The sequence below is a fragment of the Paeniglutamicibacter sp. genome (genome assembly GCF_046714615.1).
Classification (GTDB): Bacteria; Actinomycetota; Actinomycetes; order Actinomycetales; family Micrococcaceae; genus Paeniglutamicibacter.
On the sequence record NZ_JBKKAP010000082.1, the window covers coordinates 103,161 to 128,389 of the forward strand.

The window sequence follows — 25,229 nt, forward strand, 5'->3', positions numbered from 1 at the left end:
CCTCGATCAGCGCGGGCGCGCAGCCCACACCGTCCGGCTGCCGCGCATGGACAGGTCAGTGCGTGCGTTAAGTCCGTGCCGGCCATCAAGATCCAGCAACTGGTCGAGGGTTTCCAGGTCTTCGGGCGAGAGTTCCTCGGCCAGGCCGGTGCGCATCCGCGAGAGGAACGTGTATGCGGTGCGGGCAACCAGCTGTGGGTCGTCATCCCGTGAGTAGTCGAATCCCTGTCTGCCCGAGACCGTGAAGCCTGCGGCTTCCAGATCCACCTGCCAGTCGGGGTGCGAATTCCAGCCGGCCGTGGCCACCAGTTGGTGGCACCGCTCCTCCAGGCCCGGGGCACCGATGCCAAGGTCCGACGGCAGGTAGCGGGGCAGCGCATCCATTTCCACGACCACCAGCACCCCTTCAGGGGACAGGCTTGCCCGGATCTCGCCAAAGACGCGGGCGGGATCCTTCATATGGTGCATCGAGGATGCGGCCCACACCAGGTCGATGTCGGCCAGCTCGGGCCACGCCACATCAAGGTCCGCCTGCACCGTGGACACCCGGTTTGCCAGCTGGTGCTGCTCAACGTTGTTCCGCAGCCGGTCGAGCATGAATTCCGATTGGTCAACGGCAACCACGTCGGCCTGCGGGAAGGTGCGCGCCAGGCCGAGGGTCCCGGTTCCGGTTCCCGCACCGAGATCGACAATGGTGCGCGGAGCCCTGGAATGGCCGGCGGTCCAGTCGAAGATCTCCTGCAGGTGGTCGCGCAGCAAGAGTGCGTCAAGTTCCAGGATCTCTGCCATGCCCGATTCGTCGTCGTGGCCATGGGCGTGGCCGTGCTCCTGGTCCGGGTGGTGGTGTCCGTGTCCGCTGGCTTGTGGGTGCTGTGTCGTCATGCATCCAGCCTAACCACTGCGTGCGCCATTGGCATACACTCTTGCGTATGACGCAAGATCTTTCCATGGACACCGTGATCCGCCAGCGAATCAAGGGGCTGAGGCTGGCCAAGGGCTGGCCGCTGGACGCCCTGGCGGCGCGCTGCTACCTCAGCCCCTCGACCCTCAGCCGCATCGAGACCGGCCACCGCAGGATTGCCCTGGACCAACTGGTTCCCCTGGCCAAGGCCCTTGGCACCACGCTTGACCAATTGGTCGAGCCGACCGCGGACGAGGACGTCGTCATCCGGCCGGAGCCCGAACATCAACGCGGACTGACCACCTGGCTGCTCTCGCGAGGACATTCGCACGACGGCACCACAGTGGCCAAGATGCGCATCACCCCCGAGCGTTCGATGGCGGACGTGGGGATGAGCGTCCATCCTGGCCGCGAGTGGTTCACCGTCCTGTCCGGCACCGTGTCCCTGGTGCTGGCCGAACGCACGATCCTGGTTCACGAGGGCCAGGCCGCCGAATTCTCGACCATGGTCCCGCACCGCGTCGGCGCCCACGAGGGGCCGGTGGAGATCCTGACGATCTTTGACCGCGGGGGAGAGCGCGCCCATCTCCACGTGCCCGGGGCCGCCGGCTAAGAGTTCGAGGCCTGGTCGCGCGGCAGCCCGTTCCCGTCGCCGGCCGCGAAGGAGAGCACGGTGGCGGAGAAATCCAACAAGTTGGCGGATGACCGCTGCGCATGTCCGCCGCCGTGTTCCCGGCGTAGCCAGGCCCGGCCGCCCCGGCGCCGGATCCCTGACACGAATTCAAGCGCCGCGGCATTGTCGACCCGTTCGTCACTGCCGAGCACACAGCACAGCAACGGAGGAAGCGAGGCTGCCGAATCCAGGGCGGCCAGGAGATGGAGCGGGGAATGGGAGGCTCGCTGCTCCGCGGAGGTCTCCCCGTCGGCCCCGAACTCGTGAAGCCATTGGGATCCCAACCCGTGCCGCTGCAGGTCCACGGTATCCAGCAGCGGGGCCACCGCTATCACGCGGCCGAACGCGCCGGGATCCAGCAATGCGGCGGCACTGACCACCAGGCCACCGTGGGAGGCGCCCACCGCGGTGAGTTCCGCGACGCTTGTCCAGCCCTGCGCCACCAGGAAACGGGCCACGTCGATCAGGTCGTGGATGGCGCGCAATTTGTTGGCCCCGCGTCCGGCCTCGTGCCATTGCGGACCCAGTTCCCCACCTCCGCGCACCTGGGCCGCCGCGTGGATTCCGCCGGCGGCAATCCACGCGGACACACTGGGTTCGGGCTCGGTGCGGTGCACGACCCCGAAGCCGCCGTAGCAGGACAGCAGCAGCGGCCGTGGGGACACGGGTCGGTTCCCGGAGAAGTCCCCGGTTTGCGCCGAGAGAATCACGGGGATCGCCACTGCGTCCCGGGCCGTGGCCAACAGGCGACGGTGCGCGAACGCGGCGGAGTCCCTGCGGGGTGGCCGCTGCGTGATGGCGTCGACCGCCGCCGGAAGCTTCAGGCAGATGACACCCGAGGGCTGTTCCGGGGAAGCGCTCTGGACCCACAGTGCGCCACCGTCCGGATGCGTGCTGAGCGACAGGGCGGTGAGTTGCTCGGCGGCCTCCAGCTCCCACAGCGTTGCCCCGTTCAGAGTCACCACTGTGCCGGCGGGCCCTTCGGCGGCAAGCACGTTTCCGTGCGGGCCACCCAACCTGGCAAGCACCTTGTGCCCCGGGACCTCCTCGTGAACCGGGTCCAGTGCGGTTGACAGGATCCAGTCGCCATCCCGGAGAATCCAACGCCGCGACCCCTTTCCGGGGATGCGCACCGTGAGCTGCAGCGTGCCGTCCCCGATGCCCAGGCGCATCCGCGCCCCGGCCCCCGGGCTTCCGAGTTCCTCGGGATAGGGCATCGGCTCGGGAGGCGCATTCGGTCCGTCCGCGTCAAACACGCAGCGCCACATGACTTGTTCCGGCGGCTTTCCGGAGAGCACCCAAAGTGAGGTGCCATCGGGCGACCACACCGGGGCGGCATGCCAGGACCGGGGGCCGGGAAGCGGCACGGGTTCGGCGTCCGGCGCGAGCATCCAGATCTCGGCCAGTTCTGTATCCACCGGACCGAGCAGCGCGGCCACCCGCGTACCGGAGGGATCGAGGGCGAATCCGCGCACCACCCGGTTGGCGGGCACCGGCAGCGCGGAGCCGGTCGGCGGGTGTTCGGGCGCGTTGCCCGGGGCCAGGGCCCGGCGGAGCCAGTCATCGGCAACCTGGTGGAGCGCGGGGAATTCCTCCCCTGGGCTGCGCCAGGTGAAGACGGCGCTGCCCCCGGCGACCTGCGGCATACCCTGCCGTGGCGCCGAGTCCCAATGCAGTATCTGGGTCCGAAAGTATTCGTGGAGCCGGGGGTTTTCCCCCAGCTCCAACGAGGCCGCATCCCCGACCTCGCCCTGTTCCGCAGCCATGCCCCGGATCATCGTCCCACCGTGTCCCCGGGACCGGCGTCGGCGCGATTGAGCCATGCCAGGTGTCCGCCGTCGTTCAGCGAGGTGGGAACCTTCACTGTGACCAGCGCCGACCCGGGAACCCCGGTGTCGATTAGATGCACCTCGCCGTGCCCGCCCCGGGTCACCGCGACCCATTCATCGCTGCCCGAAGCAGCGATTGCCCGGCGGTCGGCGTCGTCCCACGGTTCGGCACCGCGGCGTGGCGCCTTGTCCATGGGCGGCAGCGTCCATTGGCCGTGCTCCCGCAGCGTTTCGGTGTCGTAGGTGCGCAGGTCGTCGCCGTCCGGGTGGATCCGGGCCACGGCAATGGCGGTGCCGGTCAGCGCAAAGCGGAAGATCATCCCGTCGCCGAGTGGTGCGGTGCGCGAGGTGTTGGCATCGATGTCGTGGACCCAAAGCGTATTGCCCCAGGCGTCCCACTTGCGCGGGTGCTCCCCGCCTTCGCGCAGCACGGCAACAAGCAGGCGCCTCCGGGGGCAAAAGCGCAGGAAGTAGGCGCGGCCAGCTGCCTTCCAGGGACGCATCGGCAAGGCTGCGGGGACCGGTCCACGCACGTCGAAGCACTCGAGTCCGCGTTCGGTGGCCACGAACAGGGTGCCCGTATCCGGGTCGTAGGCGTCTCCGTGGCCTTCGGCCCCGACCGCTTCGATGCTCCCGCCGCGCAGCTGGGGGCTGTGTACGCCATCGGTGAGGATGTCATCGATGGAAATGGATTCGATGGCTCCGGGTTCGCGGTGCCGCAGTATCGCGCGTGGGCCACCCGGGGTGGTGGCGACCACGACGCCGGGCTCGCCGGCGCGGGTGCGGATGCGGCGGGAGTATGGCCCCGCTGTTGCCTGCAGGTCCACGACGCCGAGCACGTCGCTCCATGGTTCCCACGATTGCCCAAGCCCCGTGCTGACGGCAATGAAACGGCCGGCGGGGTCGCAGGCCAGGTGTTCGCCCGGGATGGCTACGGAAATCCGGTGCTCAATCGCCGCTGCGGGGTCCGTGTCCGTGGCGGCGAAGGGATCCATGACGATGAGTGATCCGCCCGCATCGTCAACCCAGGCGCATCTGCCGTTGCCCAGGGACAGGATCCCGGCGTGTTCGGCAAGGACCATGCCCGGGATCCAGCCGGTCACCGTGTGGGACGCGGGATCGATGAAGCCAATGATTTGGGCCCGTTGGTCTGCCACGACGAGTATTTCCTGATTCATGACGCCTCCATGACGTGTTGCTTGCGAATGATTCTCATTAAGTATAGTGTCTTCTTATTGCCAGAACGGCAACGACATCACCTACGAAAGGAACCCCCCATGGAAAACACCGTGGTACTTGCAGAAGTTGAAGAGACCGAGCAGTTGGCCCACCTGTCGGCCACCCACTCCAACGCGCTCGTCGAGAACCCGTTCGACTAATCGCCCATTCGCGACTGTGGGGTGGATGTCTGGCATCCACCCCGCAGTGGTGCGCCCCCCGAACCGACATTCTTGAAAGGACCCATGAGTATCCCGGCACTCGACGTTTTCGAACTCAACGGACGCACCACGGTGCGTTCCTCCGACGGCACATTCCTGCGCGTACAGACGCCCACCGGGGTGCCGGTACCCATGCTGGAGACCTTTCATGGCCAAATCAGGGAACAGCTGGAGGCTCGAGCAACCCAAAGGATACATCCGCGCCCCGGGCGTGAAAGTGTTGCCCTGCTTGGCCCGGCGACCGGATGGGAGCCTGTCAGCACCGCTCTGGCCGGGATTGACATCCAAGACTTGGACTACCGCGGAACACCGGAGGCAGCGCACGGCCTGGTTGTCCAGGTGGCCGCAACCCCGACAGAGCGAGGGATCCTGGACGCGCTGCCGGAAGCCGGCACCGCCGTGCTGCGCTGCTACCGCGAGGGCGAGATCCTCTTTGTGGATCCACTCGCGCTGACCCCGAGTGACCCAGGCGGTTCACAGGTGCTGCGCCGCCGCCTGGCAGCCTCTGCGGCCGCCGACGAACTGGACGGCTGGCTTGATACTGCCCGGCCCGCTGACGGAACCCTCGACGGCCTGCCTGCACTGGCCACCCAATTCCTTGGCGCACGGATCCGGTCCATGGTCGCCGCGTGGCAATACGACACCCACGAGCTGGCCGCACTGCGCCGCAATCTCTGGCGGCTCGACACCCGGACGCTGTGCAGTAGTGAACATCCGGTCCTTGGTTTTGCCGAACCGGCAAAAAGTTCCGGTCGCCGACGATGAATTCCGGTTTCCGCCCCCCACCCCCGAGACTGAACCTCGCGCTGGATGACGGCACCGTGCTGGCGGGCGACCACTATCGCTCCGGCCAAGACACGGGGCGGGGAACGGTACTGATCCGCACGCCGTACGATCGGCGGCAATACCGGGCCCAGGCCGAAGCCTGGCAGGCGCAAGGCCATGACGTGATTGTCCAGGACGTACGCGGCCGTTACGGTTCCACCGGAACGTGGCTGCCCTACGCGGCCGAGGGGCAGGACGGGGCGGAAACCGCGCGTTTCCTGGAGCGCGAAGGCCTGCTGAACGGCGGGTTGATCCTGGCCGGGGCCTCCTACGATGCGCATTGCGCACTTGAGGCCTCCCTGCGTCTCGAAACCGACGGGCACCGGTTGCGTGCCGCAGCGGTGGTCGCGATGGTCCCGGCCCTCGGCCTCTATGAGACCGCCCGAAACCCCGATGGATCCGCGCGCCTGAGCGACCGGATCGGCTGGTGGCACATGCATGGGTTCACCGCCGAATCGCGCGACCCGCTGACCATTGCCGAGCTTGAACGCCGGTGCCTCGAGGCATCGGCACGCGGCGTGGCGGACGCGATGCCCGCGAACATCTACGGAGCGCACGCCCCGGGCCAATGGGACAGGCTGTGGTCTGCGCCGAAGCTGGACCTGGCCACCCGCTACGGAGACTGCAAAACGCCGCTGCTGGTGGTATCCGGGCACCGGGACTTCTTTGTCCGCGAGGCCCTCGAGCTGGCAGGCGCCTGGGATGCGGGCAACACCGGATTCCTCACCGGACCATGGGGACACCGGCTCACCGCCGACCTGGACCCCTCCGCCGCGGCCGCACTGAGCAGTCACGGAGGACTCATGGCGAAGATCCAGGAATTCCTGGACGGCGCCGACGCCCGCCCGTTCACCCGGGAGTTCACGCCATCCCGCGAAGGCGCCGAGCCCTGGGAGCCGTCCGACCTTACGCGGCTGCGTGCCGCGATCAATCCACCCGTCCCAGCAGAATGCGAATTATCCTCATGACCACAGCCGAACACCTTGGACTGTTGCCGCTGCACACCCTGGTGGATGAACATACCGGGATCATCCGCCGCGTCCGTTCGGTGCTCACGCCCGAGCACGCGCCGCCCGCCTACACCTCCATGACCGCCGAGGTCTCCGACGCCCGCCGACTGGGGGACTGGCCCGCGGACCGCGTGTCGCTGGGCACCACCTTCGGGGACGAGCGACAGGCCTGGATCGCGGCGGTGGCCGAGGGCATGGAACGTTATTGCGGCAACTTCATTCCGGCAGAGATCCCCGACGCCGAGCACTTCATCGGCAGCGCCCTGCAGGCAATGGCAGCCGGGCACTCCGTCGTCCCGCTGGACGAGCTGCCCCGCTTTGCCCCGTGGCAGCTGGAGCGCGACGATTTTCCCTACCGGAACCTGGACGAGGACACCGAAACGCTCTGGACCTCCTGTCGCAGGCACGCCGACGGGCAACAGGTTTGGCTGCCCGCCAGCCTGGTCTACCTCAACTGGCGGCAACGGCGCTTCGCACGGCTGCCGCGGATCCACCACCTCAACTACGCCGGGATAGCCACCGGGCAGGGGTTCGCCGACGCGCGGGACCGTGCCCTGCTGGAAACCGTGGAACGCGACGCCCTGGAATTGTGGTGGCACCTCGATGGCCCCACCCGAGGCATCCGCACCGACTCGATCCCCGGGCTGGCCCAGGCCATGGAAGGCTGCCGGCTTGAATACTGGGTAGTCGAAATGCCCAGCGAATTCGCCCCGGCCATGGCCGCACTGGTCTACGATCCCGACACCGGGCTCTACGCCGCAGGATTCTCCTGCAAGAACGACCCTGCCGAGGCTGCCCGCAAGGCGGTGCTTGAGGCGGTCCACACCTGGATCTACACCCAGGGCGCCACCGATGCCGACGGCTGGGTCTTCCAGGCAGTCGAGGCCGGGCTCATGGCCAGGGGCCTGTACCTGGAACACCGGGCGGACCGCCAATACCTGCAGGACGCCGGCGAGCACTTCGAAGCAGTCCGGGACCTGGGAGCACATGTGCAGGTGTGGATGGACCCGAAGATGCACGCCCTGGCCGAGCGCTTCAGGGCGCCGGCCGGCGGGCTGGTGGACATCGAGGCGGTGGCAGCGGTGCCCATGGAAGAGGTCCACCGGCGCCTGGCCCGCGCCGGGCACGAGGTCTACACCCGCGAGTTGACCACCAAGGACGTCGCCCTGACCGGCCTGAGCGTGGTGCGGGTCGTTGTCGGCGGGCTGGTCCCCAACGCGCCCGCGGCCTTCGCCTACCTGGGCTGCCCGCGCGTCGCCGAGGTCGCCGTGTCCCGCGGCTGGCGGGACGTGCCGCCGGGGGCACCGGAGGATTTCACCCTCGCCCCGCCACCACACATGTAGGAACCATGACACTCGATAGCCATCAGCACCCGGGCGGGGACTTCGCCGCAGCCTGGTCCGGGCTTCTGCCCGGGGCCATGACGCACCCCGGTCCCCGGCAGAACACCTGGGACGGGCCCATGCGCCCGGGCCACGCGACTTCCGGCACCTCGGTGCCGATCATCGCGGTGCTCGACACCCTCTGGGCGACCCGCGGCTTCCACCCGAACCCGGCCACCGGGGCGCCGGGCAGCATCCCGCAACGGGCGGTGCCCTCGGCCGGGGCCTGCCATCCGGTGCAGGTGCACCTGCTCTGCGGCACCGGTTGCGACGTTCCGCCGGGCATCCACGCCTACAACGCCGAGGAATCCACCACGCACCGCCGTGTCGAATTCGCGCCCAATGCGGAAGGCGCCATCGTTGTTTTCACCGTGCTGCCCCAGCGCACCGCCGCGAAATACCACCACCGCGCGTTGCCGCTGCTGTTGGCGGACACCGCCTACGCCCTCTTGGGCGTCGCCAGCCATGCTGCATCCCATGGGCTCAGGAGTAACTGGCTCACCGCGGATCCCGCCTCCCTGGCCGCCGCGGTTCGGCTGCCCGGCTACGCACGGTGGCAACAGCATTGGCCGGACACCGGACCGGAACTGGCCCTGGCCGCCTTGGCCGTGGGAACCGGCGACGTACTGCCAGAGTTGTCCCGGTGGGACAGGGCCGCCGGACCTGCGGGATATGCACAGCCATGCCCGCAGCGGCAACCGCGCACGCTCGCCGCCGTGGATCGCTGGGCTGCCGATCCGGGGCTCCGCCACCCCGAGCTGGCGCAGGACCTGACCCCGGGTGCGGGTCTAGGGGCGGCGCAATTGCTGCGCCGGCGCAGCCTGCCGATACAGTTGCCGGTTCCCGCCACGGAGCACCCGGCCCGCCGCGCACTGGATCCGGTGTGGGGACAGTCGCTGGAGAGCTTCCCGCTGCCCGTGCCAGCCGGGTGTGACATCCTGGTCCTCGACCGGGAAGGCATCCGAGCTCGAAAGCTGCACCTCGAGTGCGCGGGACAGGACTGGATCAATTCACTGGACGGGATGCTGCTCTTTCGCACCCGCGCAATACCCGACCCGAAAGCCATGTGGTGGGCCGCCGGGGCCGCCGCCCACCTGCTCTATTCCTCCCTGGCCGCCGGCCGGAACCACGCCTTCCGTCCCGTGGCCGGCTGGACCGGGATGCGGGACGGATACACCACGCTGCACGCGCTCGGATTCCGGGCGAAGAGATCGGAAGGAAACACCCATGCTGGTCAATAAGCGGCTGATGGCCCTGACCCACGGACATCGCCGGACCCTGAATACACTCACCGCCGTCGTGTGCCTGTGCTCCGCCAGCTACTGGGTACAAGCCTGGTTCCTGGCAAGCGCGCTCGCCGGGCTGCTGCCCGGCCAGCCGCACACCGCGGCACAGATCGCGGGAAACCTGCTGGCCGTGCTCGGCTGCGGGCTGCTGCGGGCGGCGCTGCAGCAATTGCAGGCCCGGCTCGCCAGCGCCCTGGGCACCGCGGTGCGCCTGGAACTGCGCGCCACCCTGGCCACGGCGCTGCTGCGCCCGGAGCGGTTGCGCGACAATTCCGAACGCAGCGGCGCTCGCCGCCTGGCCCTGAGCGAGGGGGCGGACGGAGTGGAGCCATACGTCACCGCATACATCCCGCATGCGCTGCAGCTGCAGATCCTGTGTCCGATCCTGCTGGCCGGGGTTGCGGTGTTGAACCCTGTGCTTGCCGCGGCGCTGATGGCCGCCGTCGTGGTGGCAGTGGGCGCCCCGCGATTGTGGGGCAGGCTGCTGGCCCGGCGCGGTGCCACGCACTGGGATTCCTACGAGGCGTTGAGCGCGGACTTCCTTGAGGCGCTGCAAGGCATGCGCACGCTGAAGATCCTCGACGCCGTCCCGCGCTTCCGGGCCCGGCTCGACGAACGTTCCGAGGCGCTGCACCGCTCTACCGTTGCCACCATGCGGGTCTCGCTGGCCGACACCGCACTGGCGGACCTCGGGATCCAGGCCGGGCTGCTGGCCGCCGCGGCGCTCACCGCGCTGGATGTCCTCGGGGTCCTGCCCGCGGGGCTCGGCGCCTCCCCGGCACTCACCTTCTTCACGCTCATCCTGGCCTCGGAGGTCTTCCGGCCCATCCGCGATCTGGCCCGCCAATGGCACTCCGGCTACCTCGGCATCTCGGCACTGGGCAGCATCGATGCGGCGATCGGCGCCGCGGGCGAAACACCATCTAAAACGCCGGCTGACACCGAATCTGACACCGAAGCTGCAACCGGCGCCGACTCCAGCGATCGACAACGCAGCGGCCACACCCTGACCCTGCAAAACGTGTCCTTCCGCTACCGGCCCGAGTCCCCGTGGGTGCTGCACGGCGCCACCGCCAGCATCCGCCGCGGCGGAATCACCGCCTTGGCCGGGCCCTCGGGCACAGGGAAGAGCACGCTCTTTGACATCATGCTCGGCTTCCTGCCCGCCGGCGGCCAACGCCTGCTGGACGGGCGGCCGCTGCATCCCGGGGACGTGAGCGTGGTGTCCCAGCACAGCTACCTGTTCCCCGGCACCATCCGGGCGAACCTCGCGGCCGTGGCACCCGGGGCGGATGAATCCGCCATGCGCGGGGCGCTGGCCCGGGCGGGATTGGGCACCGAGCTGGATTCGTGGACCGAGGGCTTGGATACCGTGCTCTCCGAGGCCGGGCACTCGCTCTCCGGCGGCCAGCTCCAGCGCCTGGCTGTCGCCCGCGCCATCCTGGCCGACCGCCCGGTGCTGCTGCTGGACGAACCCACCTCGGCACTGAACCCGGAATTGGCCCGCGAACTCTTCGAATCCCTGCGGGCCGAGGCCCGGCACCGCATCGTGGTGATGATCGCCCACCGCACCGAGGCCCTGGAAGCTGCAGACACGGTGCTGCAGCTGCACGAGGGCACCCTGCGCGAAACCGTCCCGACCACTTCCCCGGAGGCACCATGAGCCCGCAAGACACCGCCACGACGCACCGGACCGATGCCCTGTGGGGACTGCTCCCGTACCTGTCCGCCCACCGCCTGGCCCTGGCCTGGACCGGATTGGTGGGACTGGCGAACAACCTGGCCTTGGTCTTCCTGGCCGTTGCCGGGTCCTACGTGGTCACCCTGGCCCTTCTCGAGGGGCGGCTGGCGGCCCCGGGTTGGTGGATCGCCGGGGGAGCGGCGGTGCTGCTGCGCGCCATGCTGACCTGGCACGAGATGGACCTGTCGCACTCGATTGCCTACCGCGTGCTCGCGGCGCTTCGCATGGCACTCTTTGACGGGTTCACCCGCGGGGTGCCCTCCCGCACGCCCGGGCAGCACACCGGGCGGCTGGCGGCAACCGCCATGGGGGACACCGAAAAACTCGAGTTCTTCTACGCCCACACGCTCACCCAGCTGGCCTCGGCGGTGGTGCTGCTGCTCGGCGGCACCGTGGCGCTGTACCGGATTGGCGGTCCCCTGGCCGCCGGCCTGGTGCTGGGCCTTGCCGCGCTGGTGCTGCTCACCCTTCCCTGGCTGCGGGCCAACGCGCGCCTGGGCGAGGAAGTGCAGCGGGCAAAAGCAGACCAGTCGGCGCTGGCCGTTGACCTGCTCGCCGGCTCCCGGGAAATTCTCGGCTTCGGGCTGCAGGAGCAGGTCCAGCTCCAGCTCGCCGGGGCAACCCGCACCGTGGCCCGGGCGGAGCAGCGGCTCAAGGCACGGGAAACCGCTGCCGCAAGCGTGCGCGAATTGTGTTCCCTGGGCATCCTCGTCGCGGTGTTCCTGGCGGCCTGGAACCATCCGGGGCTGGACCGCCTGTGGATCCCTGCAGTGGTCGCCGGAACCCTCACGCTGCTGGCCCCGCTGATGGAGGCGGTTGCGGTGCTCACCCAATTGCAGCCCCACCGCGCCAGCGCCGCCCGGGTGCTGGAGGGGATCGCGATGCCCGCCGAGGGCCCGGCTCCCGCGCCGGTGCTTCCCTTTGCCGCGGCGGGGCCGCTGGGACTCCAGGTCCGCGGCGCAAGCTTCACCTACGGGGACGGCGCGCCGGCGCTCGAACCCACGTGGCTGTCGGTCGCTCCGGGGGAGCACCTGGGCATCTCGGGTCGCTCGGGGTCCGGCAAAACCACCCTGGCGAGGCTGCTGGTACGCCTCTGGGCACCGGATGCCGGCAACATCGAACTGGTTCCGCGCACCGGAGGGGCCGCGGATGTGGCTTCCGTTGACCTCCACGACTTCCGCTTGCTGGTCACCCTGGTCGAGCAGGACGCCACGATCTTCCATGGATCCCTGCTGGAGAACATGCGCCTCGCGGTCCCCGGGGCCACCGCCGCCCAAGCCCTGGAAGCCCTGGGCCGCGCCGGGCTTGAACTGGAGGCCGGGCGTTGGCCGGAGGGCGTGCATACGGTGATCGGCGAGGCTGGTGCCGGGGTGTCCGGGGGCGAGCGTGCCCGCATCGCACTGGCCCGGGCGCTGCTGCTGCGGCCCCGCGTGCTGGTGCTGGATGAGACAACCGCGTCCCTGGACGCCGCCACCGAGGCTCTGTTGCTCGATGCCGTGGCGGCGCTGGCCGGGGAGACGACAGTCATTACGGTCTCGCACCGCGAATCCACGTTGGCGCGCTGTGACCGCCGTGCGGAGCTGTCCGAGCTGCACTGTGCACCCTTGCCCCAATCCGTTTAGCGGGGCAGTTTGCTATTCAAGTACGGTCTTGACCTGGAAACATGGTTCGGCTCGCCCGCTGCTGTCTGGCTGATCTGGAGGTTGAGAGGGGCCTCGGGGACTGGGTTTAAGCCGGACGAATCAAGTGTCAAATTTGCTTGAGCAACCGTCGTTCGATTCGGCCAGAGGTTTCGTCGCGCGGGGCAAACAGTGTGAAACCCACGAATGTGTCGTCTCGCCTGGCAAGGAGTAGCTTGGAACCTTCCACCTTCAGACGCCGTTGGAGCCCAGAGATTCTTCGTCGCCGGTGGCCGGCACTGGACGCTGATCGCGCAGTGCCGTGGATCGAGCCCAAATCAATGCGGCCTCCCTAACCACATTTGGCTCAAGGCTCACGACCAACTGCAACTCACCATCCAAGCTCTTCACCCCCAACATCCAGCCATCTCCGCTCCACTGCCCCAGTTGGGGAACCCTCACCGGACAATCTTTTTCTTTTGCAGAGGTGGTACCCCGTACACCGCCGCGGCATGCGACATCGTCGTCGCCATTGGTTGCGGTACCCCGTAGGCAGGCTGTCGGGAGGGCTCAGTGATTCATACAGGGGCCACTCCTAGACCGTGCGTGCGCAGGTCCGATAGGTGGGACGGTAGGTTTGAAGGATGAGATCGATTCGGAGAGCGGTTTGCGGACTTTCGGCCGGAGCACTCGCGGCCCTGCTGACTGGGTGCTCGGTTGACACACTGATCTGGGGGAACGATGGTGCCCAGGTGATTCAAATGACCGAGAAGCTCGTGAGCGACTTGGCTTCGGGTGGAACGTCAGGCATTGTCTGCATGGATTCCGTGGCGGATCTCGGTGCGCCCAGCGATTGGTCGGGGCTTTCCGCAGGCGAGCCGGAAGAGTTTTTCGCGGGGTATTGGGTCGACCAGGCGGCGCTCGACCCTCAGTGGAGCATCAACTTGGAGGGCCTCCCCGAGGGTGCAGTGGCCGGGAGCCGCTATCCGGGAGACGTCTTTTACCGAGAGGCCGACGATGGGCTTTGTGTGATCGACGTTGCCTGGGCGACGCTCGTCGCCGTGGGCTGACCCAGCCGGGCGCATCCTGCTCCGCGCAAGTGGGTGGTGGAACGGTCCCCGAATCATCTCGTGAAGTGTTGCGAATATGGCGAGTTGCCGTTCCACAAGGGGAACGCTTCGCGGGACGTGCGATGGACAATTGGACGCCACGGGCCGCCGCAACTCACGGCATCAAAAGATTGCGGAAACGGGGTATCGGCTTAGGCGCAGTGGATGAGCCCGAAGTAGCTTGTGCACCCGATCAGGCCGCTTCATTCGATGCGAAACTAGGTCTTGCTGCCGGTGAGCGCCAGCGCCCCGCCAAGGCCGATCATCACCACGCCGCCGCCGGCACCCATGTGTGTGAGGCGTTTCGGGTTGCGGGCGAACCACGCCCGTGCCGTGCTGGCCGTGAGTGCCCACACGCTGTCACTGGCCAGGCCAATTCCGAAGAAGATCATCCCGAGGGCTGCCATCTGCAGCGGGATGGCGCCGTTTTCGTAGCTGACGAACTGCGGGAGCACGGCCACGAAGAACACGATGGTTTTGGGGTTGGATACCCCGACGAAGAATCCCTCGCGGATGAGGCGGAACGACGACGGTCGCGCTTGCGGCGAGGTGGCTGTGTCGGCGTGATCGTTGCGGTGGCGGATCGCCTCCACTCCCAGGTACATCAAGTAGCCGGCTCCGACGAACTTGATGATGATGAAGGCGACTACAGATTCTGCGACGATGGAACCGACGCCGAGTGACACGAGGGCTATGGCCGGAAGTGCCCCGAGTGCGTTCCCGATCACGCTGAGAAAGCCGCCCTTGCGACCCAGGGAGAGCGACCGGCCAATGACAAAGAGCACGCTCGGGCCGGGAATGAGGATGAGGGCGAAGGCGGCCAGGGCGAAAGCCCAGCCGTTGGCCGCAGGTAGCATGTCGACTCCAATACATTGTGCGTTGATGTGTCGAATCTATCGGAAATCCAATCGCCATAGGGCCACCCGCGCTCGTCCGCAGGGGAACCCTCTACGGGACGGTAGTTCTTGTGGATGCAGAGTAGGTGACGAGTGGGTTCGTCGGGATGAATTCGGATGCAGTGTGAACCGTGTTGGATCTCGTACTGCGGCGTGATGACCGGTACGGCGAAACATCGCCAAACCCTCCACGCTCGGCCCGCAGTGTCTAGCCGCTGGCCGGTCCGCCCCGCAGGGCAGCAAGCCAGCCGTTCCAGGCAGGCTGCAGCAGCGCGGCCAATGCTTCGTAGCCTCCGGATCCTGGATGGGCCCGTCGCCCTCGCGCACCTCGCGCCGCCAAATATCATGGCCCTGCATCTGCTTCACGACACTCACGTAGGGCACGGAATGGCGGGCGCATTCAGCCTCCAACAAGGCATCCAGGACAATGACCCGTTCATTGTGTGTGTCGTCGTCAACCGCCGGCGGGCTTGCCATCAGGACAGACCACCCCGACTTGCCGAGCTGCGTCAAAAGCTCACGCAAATGGGAGAGCGAGGCCCCGGTTGCGACCCGGGATGCGCCCGATTCAAACATGGTGTCGTTGACGCCGAAGGACAACACGACCCCCGCATGGCTTCCGGAAGGAAGACGGGGCGTGCATTCGGCCTGGAAACGGCGGAGGATATCGGCGCTGGTGTCACGTCGGATGCCCAGGTTGTACGAGGTCAAGGCCTGCCCTTGTGCATGGCTGTGCGCTGCCAGGCGTCCGGCCCAGCCCAGGTGCCGGGCGTCGCCGACTCCGGCCACGAAAGAGTCGCCGATAAAGCAGACCCTCACATCCGGTTCCGGCTGTTCCCCGATCTCCGCGGCAGTCGTCTGAACCACCATCATCCCTCCCGAACTTCGATGTTTTCGCGTCCGTGGACGGCAATGCCCAACGCGTCCAGCACCGGCCGCAGTGTTGAGGGGTCGTGGTCCACTCCGGGTACATATTCGGTGATTCCGACCCCGACGAGTTTGCCCCGATTCCGAAGCTTGGTGATCACCGCGACCAATGTGGTGATGTCCAGTCCGCCGGGCTCGGGAACAGCGACCGCTGGCCACACCGTGGGGTCCAGGACGTCCAGATCCAGGTGCACGTAGAGCGGTGCGCCTTTCGGAAGCCACCGGTCAAGGAGCTGTTCCAGGAGGTTCGGTTCGTTTTGCAGTTGCTCGGGGGCCAGCAGCGGCAGCGCGTGCGCGGCAATGAATGCCTGCTCAGGTGGGTCCATGGAGCGGGTGCCCAACAGTGCGCATCTTTGCGGAGGCAGGGTGGTGGACGGCACCAGGCGCGGGTGGCCTTCGCCGAACAGGGTGCGCAGCGGCATGCCGTGGGCGTGTCCGCTGGGGCTTGACTCCGGGGTGTTCAAATCGGCGTGGGCGTCGATCCACACCACGCGCAGGTCCGGGTGGATCGAGGCCATGTGCGACACCGAGGCTACTTCCACGGTGCAGTCTCCACCCAGGGTCAGCAGGCTGCGCGGCCCAAGGTCCCGCAACTTCTTGGATGCCGCGACCAGGTGGGCCTCCACGGCATCGTGGCTCTCGATCAAGGAGGCAGCACCGTCGTTCGGGTGCGCGTGGAGTGTTCCAAGGTCAGGTTTCACGACATGTCGCAGTGCCGTCGGCGCAAGCATCTCGGCCAGACGAGGGGCACCCTCCGCAATACCGGGCTCGCCGCTTCCCTGCCACAACGGCACCACCAGTTGAAGGTCCCAATCGGCGACCACAATCCCCACCTCATCTGTCGCAACCGGGTTCGGTTGTTCCCATGCTAAGGCAGTGTCCGGTGCTGTCTGAATTCGGGAGTACACAAGTGACGGCCGTTATCTCCCGAGGGCGGTGGCACTTAATTGCACAAGGCCCTTGAACGTGGGCACTCCGCCCACAAGGGGAGCCCTGACCGGGATGGCAAGAGGGGGTACGGTGTTGTCTGAAAGTCATAAAGCGCTGGAGCATGATGAAAAACAATGAAAAAGCGTCACGGTATCTTGCGCGTTTGAAGGACAGTGTCGAGAGGATCATCCCGGAATTACCTGTAGGGGTAGCGGGGAACGTGTATATGCATGGCCCTAGCGTGTGCGTTGATCTCGAGGGGGACAATCTGGGCGTCTTTACCTTGGTATTGGGAAGCGAGGCGCCTGAGCTTCTCTACGACAACCGGTATTACGACATTCGGACTGTCCCGGAAGGATTGGATGAGACCATCGAATTTGCGCAGGAAACCTTCCGCGAGATTTCGAGGTTCATTCTCCAGGGAGGTCCAGTGACGGAACAAAAGAGCCGCATTCTTCGGCGACCGTATATCCCGATACCACGGCTATATGGCTCGGACTGGAGGCTCACCAAGATCAAGAGACAGGCCATTCAACACCCTGCCCCTCCTGCTGGGGTCCGAGGCTGGAGGGACCGTGAGCACCGGTGAGCGAAGCGCCAGCGGGACATTGGCCCCATTGCTTTCAAGCTTTGTTGCCATTTGTCTTGTGCCGTCTGTTCGATGACCCTGCAGCAGATTGCGCGGGCGTCCGCGCGCCCCGAATTGCAGTGGCTGGGGTCACCTCCCACATGGAGAATGAACACTACGCACGAATCTAGCAACATGGATGCCGAGCATGGATAGTAAGGGAATGATTTCACTGATCAAGAAGTTGTCTCCCGTGATTCTGTACGAATCCTGGAGCGAGGATCCAGGAGACGAAGAGTACCTCTGCGAGAGGATTTTTTCGAAGGACCCTTTTGGTGCGAAGGGAACGACATGGGGTACTGTTTACAATTTAATCGTCAACGAGACAACTTTCGGAGTCTTCTCAGAAGAGATAGGGAACATCTTCTACGTCAGGGCTTGTTCCCCCGATTTCGTGGATTTCGCTGATCGTTTCACGGGTAAGTGGCGGGTAGAGACGGATGTCTTCAATGATGCAGAAATCCGGAGGAAGATCGTCGACTATGTTGAGGGCATACGGGGCGTTTTCCTGCTAAGAGATCCAGTGGAAGCCCTCGCATCAGCGCTGTGGTTCGAGGATCGTTTGGAATCAAACGCTGGGACTAACCAGGACAGCTGTTCCACAAGCGGAACCCTGACCGGGACGCTAATTTGTTTGCAATGCTGCACTCGTGGATCGGGAGTGAGCGCCAGTAATCTGGGATGGCGCGCTGTTCGCGGTACGTCCGAACATGGATGAGGCCGTGGACGCGAGCCAGCCGGCTGCCGCTGTGAAGGAGTGCATTGTGGGTTCGAATCGGAGAGCCGTATGGTCGGTGGCCCTTGGGGTGAGCCTGACCGCGCTGGTGTGCGGTGGGATCGCCCTATATTCGGCAGGGGTCGTCATGGACGAGAACAACTTGACCTCGGGACCGGCCCCTGCTCTTTGGGCGATGGCGATTGTTGGTGTCGTGGGACTGTTGGTGAGCTTGCCCGGTTGGTTTGCTGCCAGGTCAACCAAGAATCGATCATAAGGTTGCACCCCAGGTCCCAGCAGGGGAACGCTGAACGGGCACCTTGGGGACCGGCCATAACGCCTAGTCTCGCTCGGCGATTGTCTTCACTCCCTTCACAAGGTTGTCCCACATGCCCTTCGAGTGCTCGGCTTCTTCAACGCTCGTGTTGTTATCCTGCGACAACGTCAGCTCCGTCGCGCCGGCCTCACCCGCCAGTGTCCACGTGAGCGTGTGGTAATTCTTGGGCGTGTCATCCTGGCCGCTCAGCGGACTGTAATGCGTGTTCACGAGTCGCCGGCCAGGTTCGAACTCGAGGACCACACCCTTGTCCTCGTACTCCTTGCCTTTCCAAACGCCGCGCCAGACGATCGGGGCGCCGATTGTCCAATCGGTCTCGACATCCGTGCCGAACATGAACTCCTTGATCGCGTCACGGTCGGTGAGTACGCCCCACACCCGATCTGTAGGTGCATCGATCGTGATCGTCGAGGTCGCGACATACTTCCCAGTCATTGCTTTCTCCTGCTTCTGGATCCGGTGGCGTCCACCCTCATTGGCCCCTACGGTACCTTGAACGAAGGTGCTGGAACAGGGACGTGCAGTACTTGGCCACCCTGTTGTCAGCGGACGCTCGGAAGGCAATTTGGCGGAAAACCACTTTGCCGTCCTCGTCGATACGCCGGCAAGGATTGTGCGCGATTTCTTAAACAACGCCGTTCGGATCGTCCACGGACGTATTGCAGAACCACGACACTGTGACTGTTGGTTGAGAATGGTGACTAATTCACAGTTGGGAATGGCGGTTTCGGTGTCCCGCAGGCCGGTCCGTATGCCGAAGGTCTACTGGGTCGTTTCCTGATCAGTACGAAGTAGTCTGAACACATGATGTCTCTGGCGAGTCGATACGAGGCCGGTGAGTGGACGGAAGTCTGGGATGAGATACGGCGTTTGGGGCCGGTGCCATCTATGCGGCAGGCTGACGTTGCCGACGTGGCCCGGGCAACCATGGCGCGAGCGAATGCTCAGATTCGTTCCATCGTCGACGGTCTTTTCTCCCTGGGCTTTGAGCCGGCAAACTCCGATGTCCCCGTCTTGATCCCTCCGCCACCGGACGTAATTGATCGTCTGGCGAGGATGGAGAGCTCCTTGGGCCCACTGCCCGAGGCCTTGAAGGCAAGCATGACCCGTATCGGTTACGTGTCCCTGCTAGGGGACTGCGCCGACATTTCGCTGCACTATCACCGCGGCCCTTCCTCGCGAGTCAGGGGGATGCCACCAGGCAGGAACTTCCCTGATCCGCTCTGCCTCCCGGACATCCTCCAATTCGAATCCGAATGGGAGGAACGCCGGATGGACTCTCGTCTTGCCTCGGATGAACCGTTCCAGTTTGCCCCCGACGAACTGCACAAGGCCAACATCAGTGGAGGGGCACATGAGGTCCGGCTTCCGGACAGCCATGCGGATCCAGTACTTCTTGGTGTCGCCGGCCGGCCAGGAATTTCTCTCGTCGAGTACTTCCGGACGTCCGTCAGCTGGGGTGGATTCCCCGGCTTTGCCTTCTATTCCGGCGATCTGCCTAAAAGCCTGGAAGGGCTCACGGCGCGTCCCCTTTTTTGATGATGGCAATCATGCCCCGGTCGAGGGGTGGCGCTGCAGAGAGTAACGCATCGGAATTTCCTATTCCCGGCCCAGAGCATTGCTTCGAGGTACCGGACGCAGTTGTTCGAATTTCCGGCAGTAGGAGTGTTCTATCAGGTAGGACAGCCGTGCAGGCGTCAGGCGCCCGCCAATACGTGTGAATTAGCGTCTGTGTAGCGAAGGGGGAATCTCTACCGGACAGGGTAAGTCGAAGAACGAGAGTGGACGGTTCCCAAGCCCGATCACGGATTGTGTGGTCGGGGCATGGCAGGGTCTGCATCATCCCGGGGACTGAAGCCCAGGAAGAGCCTCGGGTCAGCGAAGTACACGGAGCGGAGGATCCGGATCCGCATAAGGAGTTGACGTGTCAATCCAATGAGCTTAGAGTTGACGTATCAACTCCAGGAGGTCCGATGGTCCGGAACAATCAACGCGCAATGCCCACGCGGGAGCAGCTGCACATCTGGCGCGGCTACATCGAGTCCGCGGAAGTGCTTCGCACGCGACTGGGCAGCAGGATGCAGAGCGAGTCCTCGCTGTCCTCGGGCGACTACCAGGTCCTGCTCGCACTGAGCGAGGCGGCCGGAAAGACGCTGCGCGCATCGGCGCTCGCCTCGCACATCGGGTGGGAACGCAGCCGCCTCTCGCACCATCTGGGGCGCATGGAGAAGCGAGGCCTGATCGGGCGCACCACGTGCGCAGACGACGTGCATGGCATCGAGGTGAGCATGACCCCGGCCGGAACGGAATCCTTCCGGACGGGGTCCGTCCCACACCTGCGCGCAGTCAAGGATTTGTTCCTCGACGCACTCACCGACGAACAGCTCGTCCAGGTCGAGGGCCTGACCCGCGCACTCCAAGCACATCTGAACCTCGATCCGCAGAATTGACCACTTCTTAGTTCTCCCTTGACGAGACCGCGCGCCCCGGCCCGCATGCACCCGCACGGTCCCTTCGCACTTCCCATTACAGCGAAAGGTCCTATTAGCCATGCAGTTCGGCATCTTCGGCGTCGGCGACATCGCCCCCGACCCGGCCACCGGCATCCCGCGCTCCGAGGCACAGCGCATCCAAGACACGATCCGGCTGGCGAAGGCCGCCGACGAACTGGGCTTGGATGTGTTCGCGGTCGGCGAGCACCACAACCCGCCGTTCGTCGCCTCGGCCCCACCCGTGCTGCTCGCCCACATCGCGGCGCAGACGCAGAACATCATCCTGTCCACGTCCACCACGCTGATCACGACCAACGATCCGGTGAAGATCGCCGAGGACTACACGTTCCTGCAGCACGTTTCCAACGGCCGCATGGACCTCATGCTCGGCCGCGGGAACACGGTGCCCGTGTACCCGTGGTTCGGGCAGAATATTCGCGACGGCGTGCCGCTCGCCCTCGAGCATTACAACCTGCTGCACAAGCTGTGGCGGGAGGACGTTGTCGATTGGGAGGGCCGGTTCCGCACCCCGCTGCAGGGTTTCACGGCGACGCCGCGGCCCTTGGATGGAGTGCCGCCGTTTGTATGGCATGGCGCGATCCGCACCCCGGAGATCGCCGAGCAGGCCGCGTTCCATGGCAACGGGTACTTCGCCAACCACATCCTCGCGCCGAACTTCCACTTCAAGCCGCTCGTGGATTTCTACCGGCAGCGCTTCGAGCATTACGGTCATGGCCGGGCGCAAGACGCGATCGTGGGTCTGGGCGGGCAGGCGTTCATCGCGAAGCGGTCCCAGGATGCGTACACCGCGTTCCGGCCGCATTTGGAGTCCCATCCGATTTTCCAGGGCACGACCCTTGAGCGGGTCGCGGAAACCACCCCGCTGTCGGTCGGGTCACCGCAGGAAGTCATCGACAAGACGCTCACCTTCCAAGAGGGCTTCGGCGACTACCAGCGGCAGATGTGGAATATCGATCTCGGGTCCATGCCGATCGAGGCCGTCCTCGAACAGGTAGAACTGCTGGCCACCGAGGTCGTGCCGGTGCTACGCAAGGAGATGGACTCCCGCCGGGCCCCCGGCGTTCCGGATGCCCCGACGCACGCCTCGCTTCTCAAGGCGAAGTACGGCGATGCCGAGCCGCGGCAGGCACGTCCGCGCCCCAACACCGGCGACAACACCTCCGGTCCGTTGCCCTACCTGGACAGCGATCCTGCCACGCCGGCACAGATGCCGAGGTTCGCATGAGCCTGGGTGAAGCTCCGTTCCGGATCGTCGCTATCAGCGCTGGTACCGGTGACCCTTCGACGACGCGCATGTTGACCGACCGGGCCGTCCAGGCCACGGCCACGCGGCTGCGGGATTCGGCGCGAAACGTCGCCGCGGAGGTGATTGAGCTCGCGCCGATCGCCGCGCAGATCGCGCAGAGCCTGGTGAGCGGGTTCCCCACCGAGGCGGTGAAGGAGGCGATCGGGCGGCTCGCCGCGGCTGACGCCCTGGTTGTGACCACGCCGGTGTACAAGGCGGGGATCAGCGGGTTGTTCAAGTCCTTCATCGATCTGCTGGACAACGACCTGCTCATTGCCAAGCCGGTCCTGCTCGCCGCCACTGCGGGGTCGGCACGGCATGCGATGGTCGTCGACGATCAGCTGCGCCCCTTGTTCGCATTCCTGCGCGCGCTGCCCGCGCCGACCTCGCTGTTCGCGGCCCCGGAGGATTGGGGTTCCGCGGATTTCGGTACGCGCATCGACCGCGCCGGCGGCGAACTGGCGACGCTCGCGCTCAGCGGCGTCGGGCGGGATATCGCCGACGGCGGCTGGGGCGGCTACCAGCACAGCTTCGGCGGCAACGCCACGCGTGCCGAGCGCACCGCGGAGGATGTCGACTTCGACACCGACCTCATGCGCCTCGCGCGCGGCGGCAGCTAACACAACCCTTCACCTACATCCACCTGAAAAGGAAAGAAACATGCTCATCACCACCTGGATCGTCACGGGCATCCTCGCCGCCTTCAACCTCCTTGCCGGAGCGGGCAAGGCCTCCATGCCCTGGCCGAAGCTGCAGGAGAAGATGCCCTGGACCGAGTCCACCGGCAAAGCCCCCGCGTACTTCGCCGCCTGGTCGGAGGTCATTGGCGCGATCGGCGCGATCCTCCCGCTGGTCCTCGCGCACACCCTCGCTGGTTGGGAGGCTGCCGTGTGGGTTTCCTTCGCTGCCGTCATCGGGTTGACCCTCATCCAGGTCCTCGCGATCGGCCTGCACCTCAAGCGCGGCGAAGCGAAGGCTTTGCCCGTCAACTTCGTGCTTGTTGCACTCGGGATCGCCTCGGCGATCCTCATCGTCGCGACCCGATGAGAAACGGCCCCGCCTGCCGTAGCAGGCGGGGCCGCATCATTTACACCAGCACTTACCCGTTGGCTTGGACCACTACAGTCACAGGGTTGTCCGGATGAGCATTCGACAGCGTTCCTTAAGGGGGTCGGCCAACGGGCGCTGTTATAGAAGCGCAGCACAATATCGTTTTCCCGCTCTGAAAGCGCCCGTCAGGAGAACGTCGACCGGTCGTTCCGCATTTGGCTTCTCTCAAGACGAGGGCTAGCGAAAATCACGAGTTTGAACGTTTACTTATGCCACCACGCAGTACCGCTGTGCGTAGACCAGTTCGAATGCGTTTTTTTCAATCGATTAGTTGTACGGGTAACGTGGAAAGCTCGTCCGGAAGTGCCATCCCCAAGAGGCCACCGGACGGGATCACAGCCCCCGCGTCCGCGCCCACCCCCAAGGTGTGCGGCCGCGGGGGTTTTCCCTTAGGTCCGTTGCTGACCCCGCGACCACCGGGGCACGGCAAAAGATATTTCCTTCGGTCTTTTCCCGCACACCTGTGGACGCCGGGACCCACCCGACCGCGTGCACACCATCGCCAGATTACGTTCAGCCCTGAATCCCGCCCGTCGCTCCCGGCGATCGTGCACACCCTCGTCATCGTCGTGGGATTCGGCGTAGTTCCCCATGGTCCAAGGCACTCCCGCCCGGCCCACCTGTTTGGTGGACCGGGTTTTTTCGGCATTGATAACGAGTGTGCGGTTTGGTCAGGAGTGAATTTTTCACAATGGCCTAATCGCGGCTACCGCTCTGGGGTGCCCATGTTCCCAAGATCAACAACCCACGCCACGAAGATCTAGATAGGCTAACTGCCGGATTCTTAGTGCCAGGGTGTCGCGGTGGGCCATCGGCTTATCGGACGTAGTCGATGAGATCGCAAATATCGGCCGGTCATGTTTTTCCGCGTTTGCTCTCCTCATTGTGTGGCACTCAGTTGCGCACCGCTGGTTCCCCTGGCCTGGTTGAAGCCTTTGCTTGGGATGGGCGCACCTTGGTTGCCGAGCGCTGCGCGGCGGCCGGGGGTGCTTCCCGTCCATAGCAGTGCTCCTACGTGAGTGAATAAGCAAGACACCAACCTCCCAAGGAGGCATGAGTGCCACGACGATCGCGGACTCCTCGCCGACGACACGGGGCGGCTGATGGCATGTCAAAAGAGATCTTGCAGGTCGATTGAGGGGCACCCGTACCCCGGTGTGGCTACGTGAGCCGGTCGTGTATGAGCTCCACCAGAGCCGAGGCGGCGGCGCCAAGGGTGCGGTCGCTGGGGGTTGCCAGGGACATGGGCCACAGGAGGTCCGCACCGGTGACCGGCAGCACTGCCACGTCCTGGGTGCCGTTGATTCCGTGTAACGCGAAGCGGGGCAGGAGGGCGATGCCCAGGCCGTTGCGGACGTAGGCGGGGGCGGTGGCGATGTCGGTGACTTCGATGGTGACGCGGCGGGGGGTGCCCGTGACGGCGAAGGCCCTGTCGGCGACGGCGCGGTTGCCGTAGCCGACAGGGGAATCGATGAAATTGTAGTCCGCGAGGTCGGTGATCGCCACGGCGGGGGCCTGCGCGAGCGGGTGGTCGGCGGGGACGATGAGGTCCATGGGCTCGAGGGCGAGGTCGGTCAGCGTGACCCGGGGCGGGTTCCCGCCCGGAATGGACACGAAGGCCAGATCCAGCCGGCGCGCCGCGACGGCCTCGGCCAACCCCTGGGAGCCCGAAGGCACCGCACTGAGTTGCAGCAGGACGTTGGGGTGCCTGCGGTGATAGTCGCCGAGCAGGCTTGGCACGTCGATGATGCCGACCGAGGTCATGGTGCCGACCCGCACGGTGCCACGCAACCCGCCTTGCACTTGGGCAAGGGCATCGCGGGCGCCGCGGGCGGCATCGAGCGTGGCGTAGGCATGGGGCAGGAACGCGGCCCCGGCGGCACTGAGGTCCACGCGCCGGGAGGTCCGGTCCAGCAGCGTCGCCTCCAGCTCCCGCTCCAGGGCCTTGACGCCAGCGGAGACGGCCGACTGCACCACGTACATGCGTTCGGCGGCGGCGGTGAAGCTCAGCTCCTCGGCGACGGCAATGAAGTACTCCAAATGACGCAGTTCCATCCCCTCAATCTATCTCAAA

The 25,229-nt window shown here is 65.8% G+C and carries 23 protein-coding genes; 15 read left to right on the forward strand and 8 right to left on the reverse strand.

Annotated elements, in window-relative coordinates; genetic code table 11:
• Window positions 1–6: 6 nt before the first annotated feature.
• Window positions 7–882 (reverse strand): class I SAM-dependent methyltransferase, encoded by an 876-nt coding sequence (locus ACLQ7E_RS09905; protein ID WP_411732416.1) that lies wholly within the window; start codon window positions 880–882, stop codon window positions 7–9.
• Window positions 883–947: 65 nt separating this feature from the next.
• Between ACLQ7E_RS09905 and ACLQ7E_RS09910 the strand changes: the two genes are divergently transcribed.
• The gene (locus ACLQ7E_RS09910; protein ID WP_411732417.1) at window positions 948–1,514 is read left to right on the forward strand and encodes a helix-turn-helix domain-containing protein; all 567 of its coding nucleotides are present in this window, start codon (window positions 948–950) and stop codon (window positions 1,512–1,514) included.
• On the opposite strand, the gene ACLQ7E_RS09915 is transcribed toward ACLQ7E_RS09910, so the two are convergent.
• Entirely contained in the window at window positions 1,511–3,340 is a 1,830-nt protein-coding gene (locus ACLQ7E_RS09915) for a prolyl oligopeptidase family serine peptidase (RefSeq protein WP_411732418.1), read from the reverse strand. The genes ACLQ7E_RS09910 and ACLQ7E_RS09915 overlap by 4 nt on opposite strands.
• Before the next feature lie 8 nt (window positions 3,341–3,348).
• On the reverse strand, window positions 3,349–4,581 hold the full coding sequence (locus ACLQ7E_RS09920) for a hypothetical protein (RefSeq protein WP_411732419.1): 1,233 nt from the start codon (window positions 4,579–4,581) through the stop codon (window positions 3,349–3,351).
• Between the two features lie 99 nt (window positions 4,582–4,680).
• Here ACLQ7E_RS09920 and amiA point away from each other — a divergent pair, with 99 nt between their 5' ends.
• The 8 genes from amiA (at window position 4,681) to ACLQ7E_RS09960 (ending at window position 13,775) form a co-directional block, all read left to right on the forward strand.
• Window positions 4,681–4,782 (forward strand): streptamidine family RiPP, encoded by a 102-nt coding sequence (amiA, locus tag ACLQ7E_RS09925; RefSeq protein ID WP_243400284.1) that lies wholly within the window; start codon window positions 4,681–4,683, stop codon window positions 4,780–4,782.
• Between the two features lie 84 nt (window positions 4,783–4,866).
• A complete protein-coding gene (locus ACLQ7E_RS09930; protein WP_411732420.1) occupies window positions 4,867–5,607 on the forward strand; it encodes a hypothetical protein in 741 nt (246 codons plus the stop codon).
• The gene (locus tag ACLQ7E_RS09935) at window positions 5,604–6,635 is read left to right on the forward strand and encodes a CocE/NonD family hydrolase (RefSeq protein ID WP_411732421.1); all 1,032 of its coding nucleotides are present in this window, start codon (window positions 5,604–5,606) and stop codon (window positions 6,633–6,635) included. Before ACLQ7E_RS09930 ends, ACLQ7E_RS09935 begins: the two co-directional genes overlap by 4 nt.
• The gene (locus tag ACLQ7E_RS09940; RefSeq protein WP_411732422.1) at window positions 6,632–8,020 is read left to right on the forward strand and encodes a YcaO-like family protein; all 1,389 of its coding nucleotides are present in this window, start codon (window positions 6,632–6,634) and stop codon (window positions 8,018–8,020) included. The genes ACLQ7E_RS09935 and ACLQ7E_RS09940 overlap by 4 nt, the downstream gene beginning before the upstream one ends.
• A 5-nt stretch (window positions 8,021–8,025) precedes the next feature.
• Window positions 8,026–9,300: a hypothetical protein gene (locus ACLQ7E_RS09945; protein WP_411732423.1), complete on the forward strand. Its 1,275-nt coding sequence runs from the start codon at window positions 8,026–8,028 to the stop codon at window positions 9,298–9,300.
• Window positions 9,287–11,008, forward strand: a complete 1,722-nt coding sequence (locus ACLQ7E_RS09950) for an ABC transporter ATP-binding protein/permease (protein ID WP_411732424.1) — start codon at window positions 9,287–9,289, stop codon at window positions 11,006–11,008. The genes ACLQ7E_RS09945 and ACLQ7E_RS09950 overlap by 14 nt, the downstream gene beginning before the upstream one ends.
• On the forward strand, window positions 11,005–12,708 hold the full coding sequence (locus tag ACLQ7E_RS09955; RefSeq protein WP_411732425.1) for an ATP-binding cassette domain-containing protein: 1,704 nt from the start codon (window positions 11,005–11,007) through the stop codon (window positions 12,706–12,708). The genes ACLQ7E_RS09950 and ACLQ7E_RS09955 overlap by 4 nt, the downstream gene beginning before the upstream one ends.
• Before the next feature lie 758 nt (window positions 12,709–13,466).
• Window positions 13,467–13,775, forward strand: a complete 309-nt coding sequence (locus ACLQ7E_RS09960) for a hypothetical protein (protein ID WP_411732426.1) — start codon at window positions 13,467–13,469, stop codon at window positions 13,773–13,775.
• Between the two features lie 257 nt (window positions 13,776–14,032).
• On the opposite strand, the gene ACLQ7E_RS09965 is transcribed toward ACLQ7E_RS09960, so the two are convergent.
• Genes ACLQ7E_RS09965 through ACLQ7E_RS09975 form a run of 3 tightly spaced genes read right to left on the reverse strand, consistent with a single transcriptional unit; the run spans window position 14,033 to window position 16,545 of the window.
• Window positions 14,033–14,671 carry a LysE family translocator gene (locus ACLQ7E_RS09965; RefSeq protein WP_411732427.1) on the reverse strand — a complete coding sequence of 213 codons (639 nt, stop codon included), beginning with the start codon at window positions 14,669–14,671 and terminating at the stop codon, window positions 14,033–14,035.
• Window positions 14,672–14,707: 36 nt separating this feature from the next.
• Entirely contained in the window at window positions 14,708–15,583 is an 876-nt protein-coding gene (locus ACLQ7E_RS09970) for a GDSL-type esterase/lipase family protein (RefSeq protein WP_411732428.1), read from the reverse strand.
• Complete coding sequence (locus ACLQ7E_RS09975) at window positions 15,580–16,545, reverse strand: arginase family protein (RefSeq protein WP_411732429.1); 966 nt, start codon at window positions 16,543–16,545, stop codon at window positions 15,580–15,582. The genes ACLQ7E_RS09970 and ACLQ7E_RS09975 overlap by 4 nt, the downstream gene beginning before the upstream one ends.
• 798 nt (window positions 16,546–17,343) lie before the next feature.
• Here ACLQ7E_RS09975 and ACLQ7E_RS09980 point away from each other — a divergent pair.
• On the forward strand, window positions 17,344–17,913 hold the full coding sequence (locus ACLQ7E_RS09980) for a hypothetical protein (protein WP_411732430.1): 570 nt from the start codon (window positions 17,344–17,346) through the stop codon (window positions 17,911–17,913).
• Between the two features lie 337 nt (window positions 17,914–18,250).
• Here ACLQ7E_RS09980 and ACLQ7E_RS09985 read toward each other — a convergent pair whose 3' ends face one another.
• Window positions 18,251–18,682: an SRPBCC domain-containing protein gene (locus tag ACLQ7E_RS09985; RefSeq protein ID WP_411732431.1), complete on the reverse strand. Its 432-nt coding sequence runs from the start codon at window positions 18,680–18,682 to the stop codon at window positions 18,251–18,253.
• Between the two features lie 837 nt (window positions 18,683–19,519).
• Between ACLQ7E_RS09985 and ACLQ7E_RS09990 the strand changes: the two genes are divergently transcribed.
• The 5 genes from ACLQ7E_RS09990 to ACLQ7E_RS10010 all read left to right on the forward strand — a co-directional run bounded on the left by ACLQ7E_RS09990 (window position 19,520) and on the right by ACLQ7E_RS10010 (window position 23,092).
• Window positions 19,520–19,786: a hypothetical protein gene (locus ACLQ7E_RS09990; RefSeq protein ID WP_411732432.1), complete on the forward strand. Its 267-nt coding sequence runs from the start codon at window positions 19,520–19,522 to the stop codon at window positions 19,784–19,786.
• Between the two features lie 434 nt (window positions 19,787–20,220).
• Window positions 20,221–20,697: a MarR family winged helix-turn-helix transcriptional regulator gene (locus ACLQ7E_RS09995; protein WP_411732433.1), complete on the forward strand. Its 477-nt coding sequence runs from the start codon at window positions 20,221–20,223 to the stop codon at window positions 20,695–20,697.
• Window positions 20,698–20,797: 100 nt separating this feature from the next.
• The gene (locus tag ACLQ7E_RS10000; protein ID WP_411732434.1) at window positions 20,798–21,985 is read left to right on the forward strand and encodes a CE1758 family FMN-dependent luciferase-like monooxygenase; all 1,188 of its coding nucleotides are present in this window, start codon (window positions 20,798–20,800) and stop codon (window positions 21,983–21,985) included.
• Window positions 21,982–22,665 (forward strand): CE1759 family FMN reductase, encoded by a 684-nt coding sequence (locus ACLQ7E_RS10005; RefSeq protein WP_411732435.1) that lies wholly within the window; start codon window positions 21,982–21,984, stop codon window positions 22,663–22,665. The genes ACLQ7E_RS10000 and ACLQ7E_RS10005 overlap by 4 nt, the downstream gene beginning before the upstream one ends.
• A gap of 40 nt (window positions 22,666–22,705) precedes the next feature.
• A complete protein-coding gene (locus tag ACLQ7E_RS10010; protein WP_411732436.1) occupies window positions 22,706–23,092 on the forward strand; it encodes a DoxX family protein in 387 nt (128 codons plus the stop codon).
• Window positions 23,093–24,316: 1,224 nt separating this feature from the next.
• Here the strand turns inward: ACLQ7E_RS10010 and ACLQ7E_RS10015 are convergent.
• On the reverse strand, window positions 24,317–25,210 hold the full coding sequence (locus tag ACLQ7E_RS10015) for a LysR family transcriptional regulator (protein WP_411732437.1): 894 nt from the start codon (window positions 25,208–25,210) through the stop codon (window positions 24,317–24,319).
• Window positions 25,211–25,229: the final 19 nt, after the last annotated feature.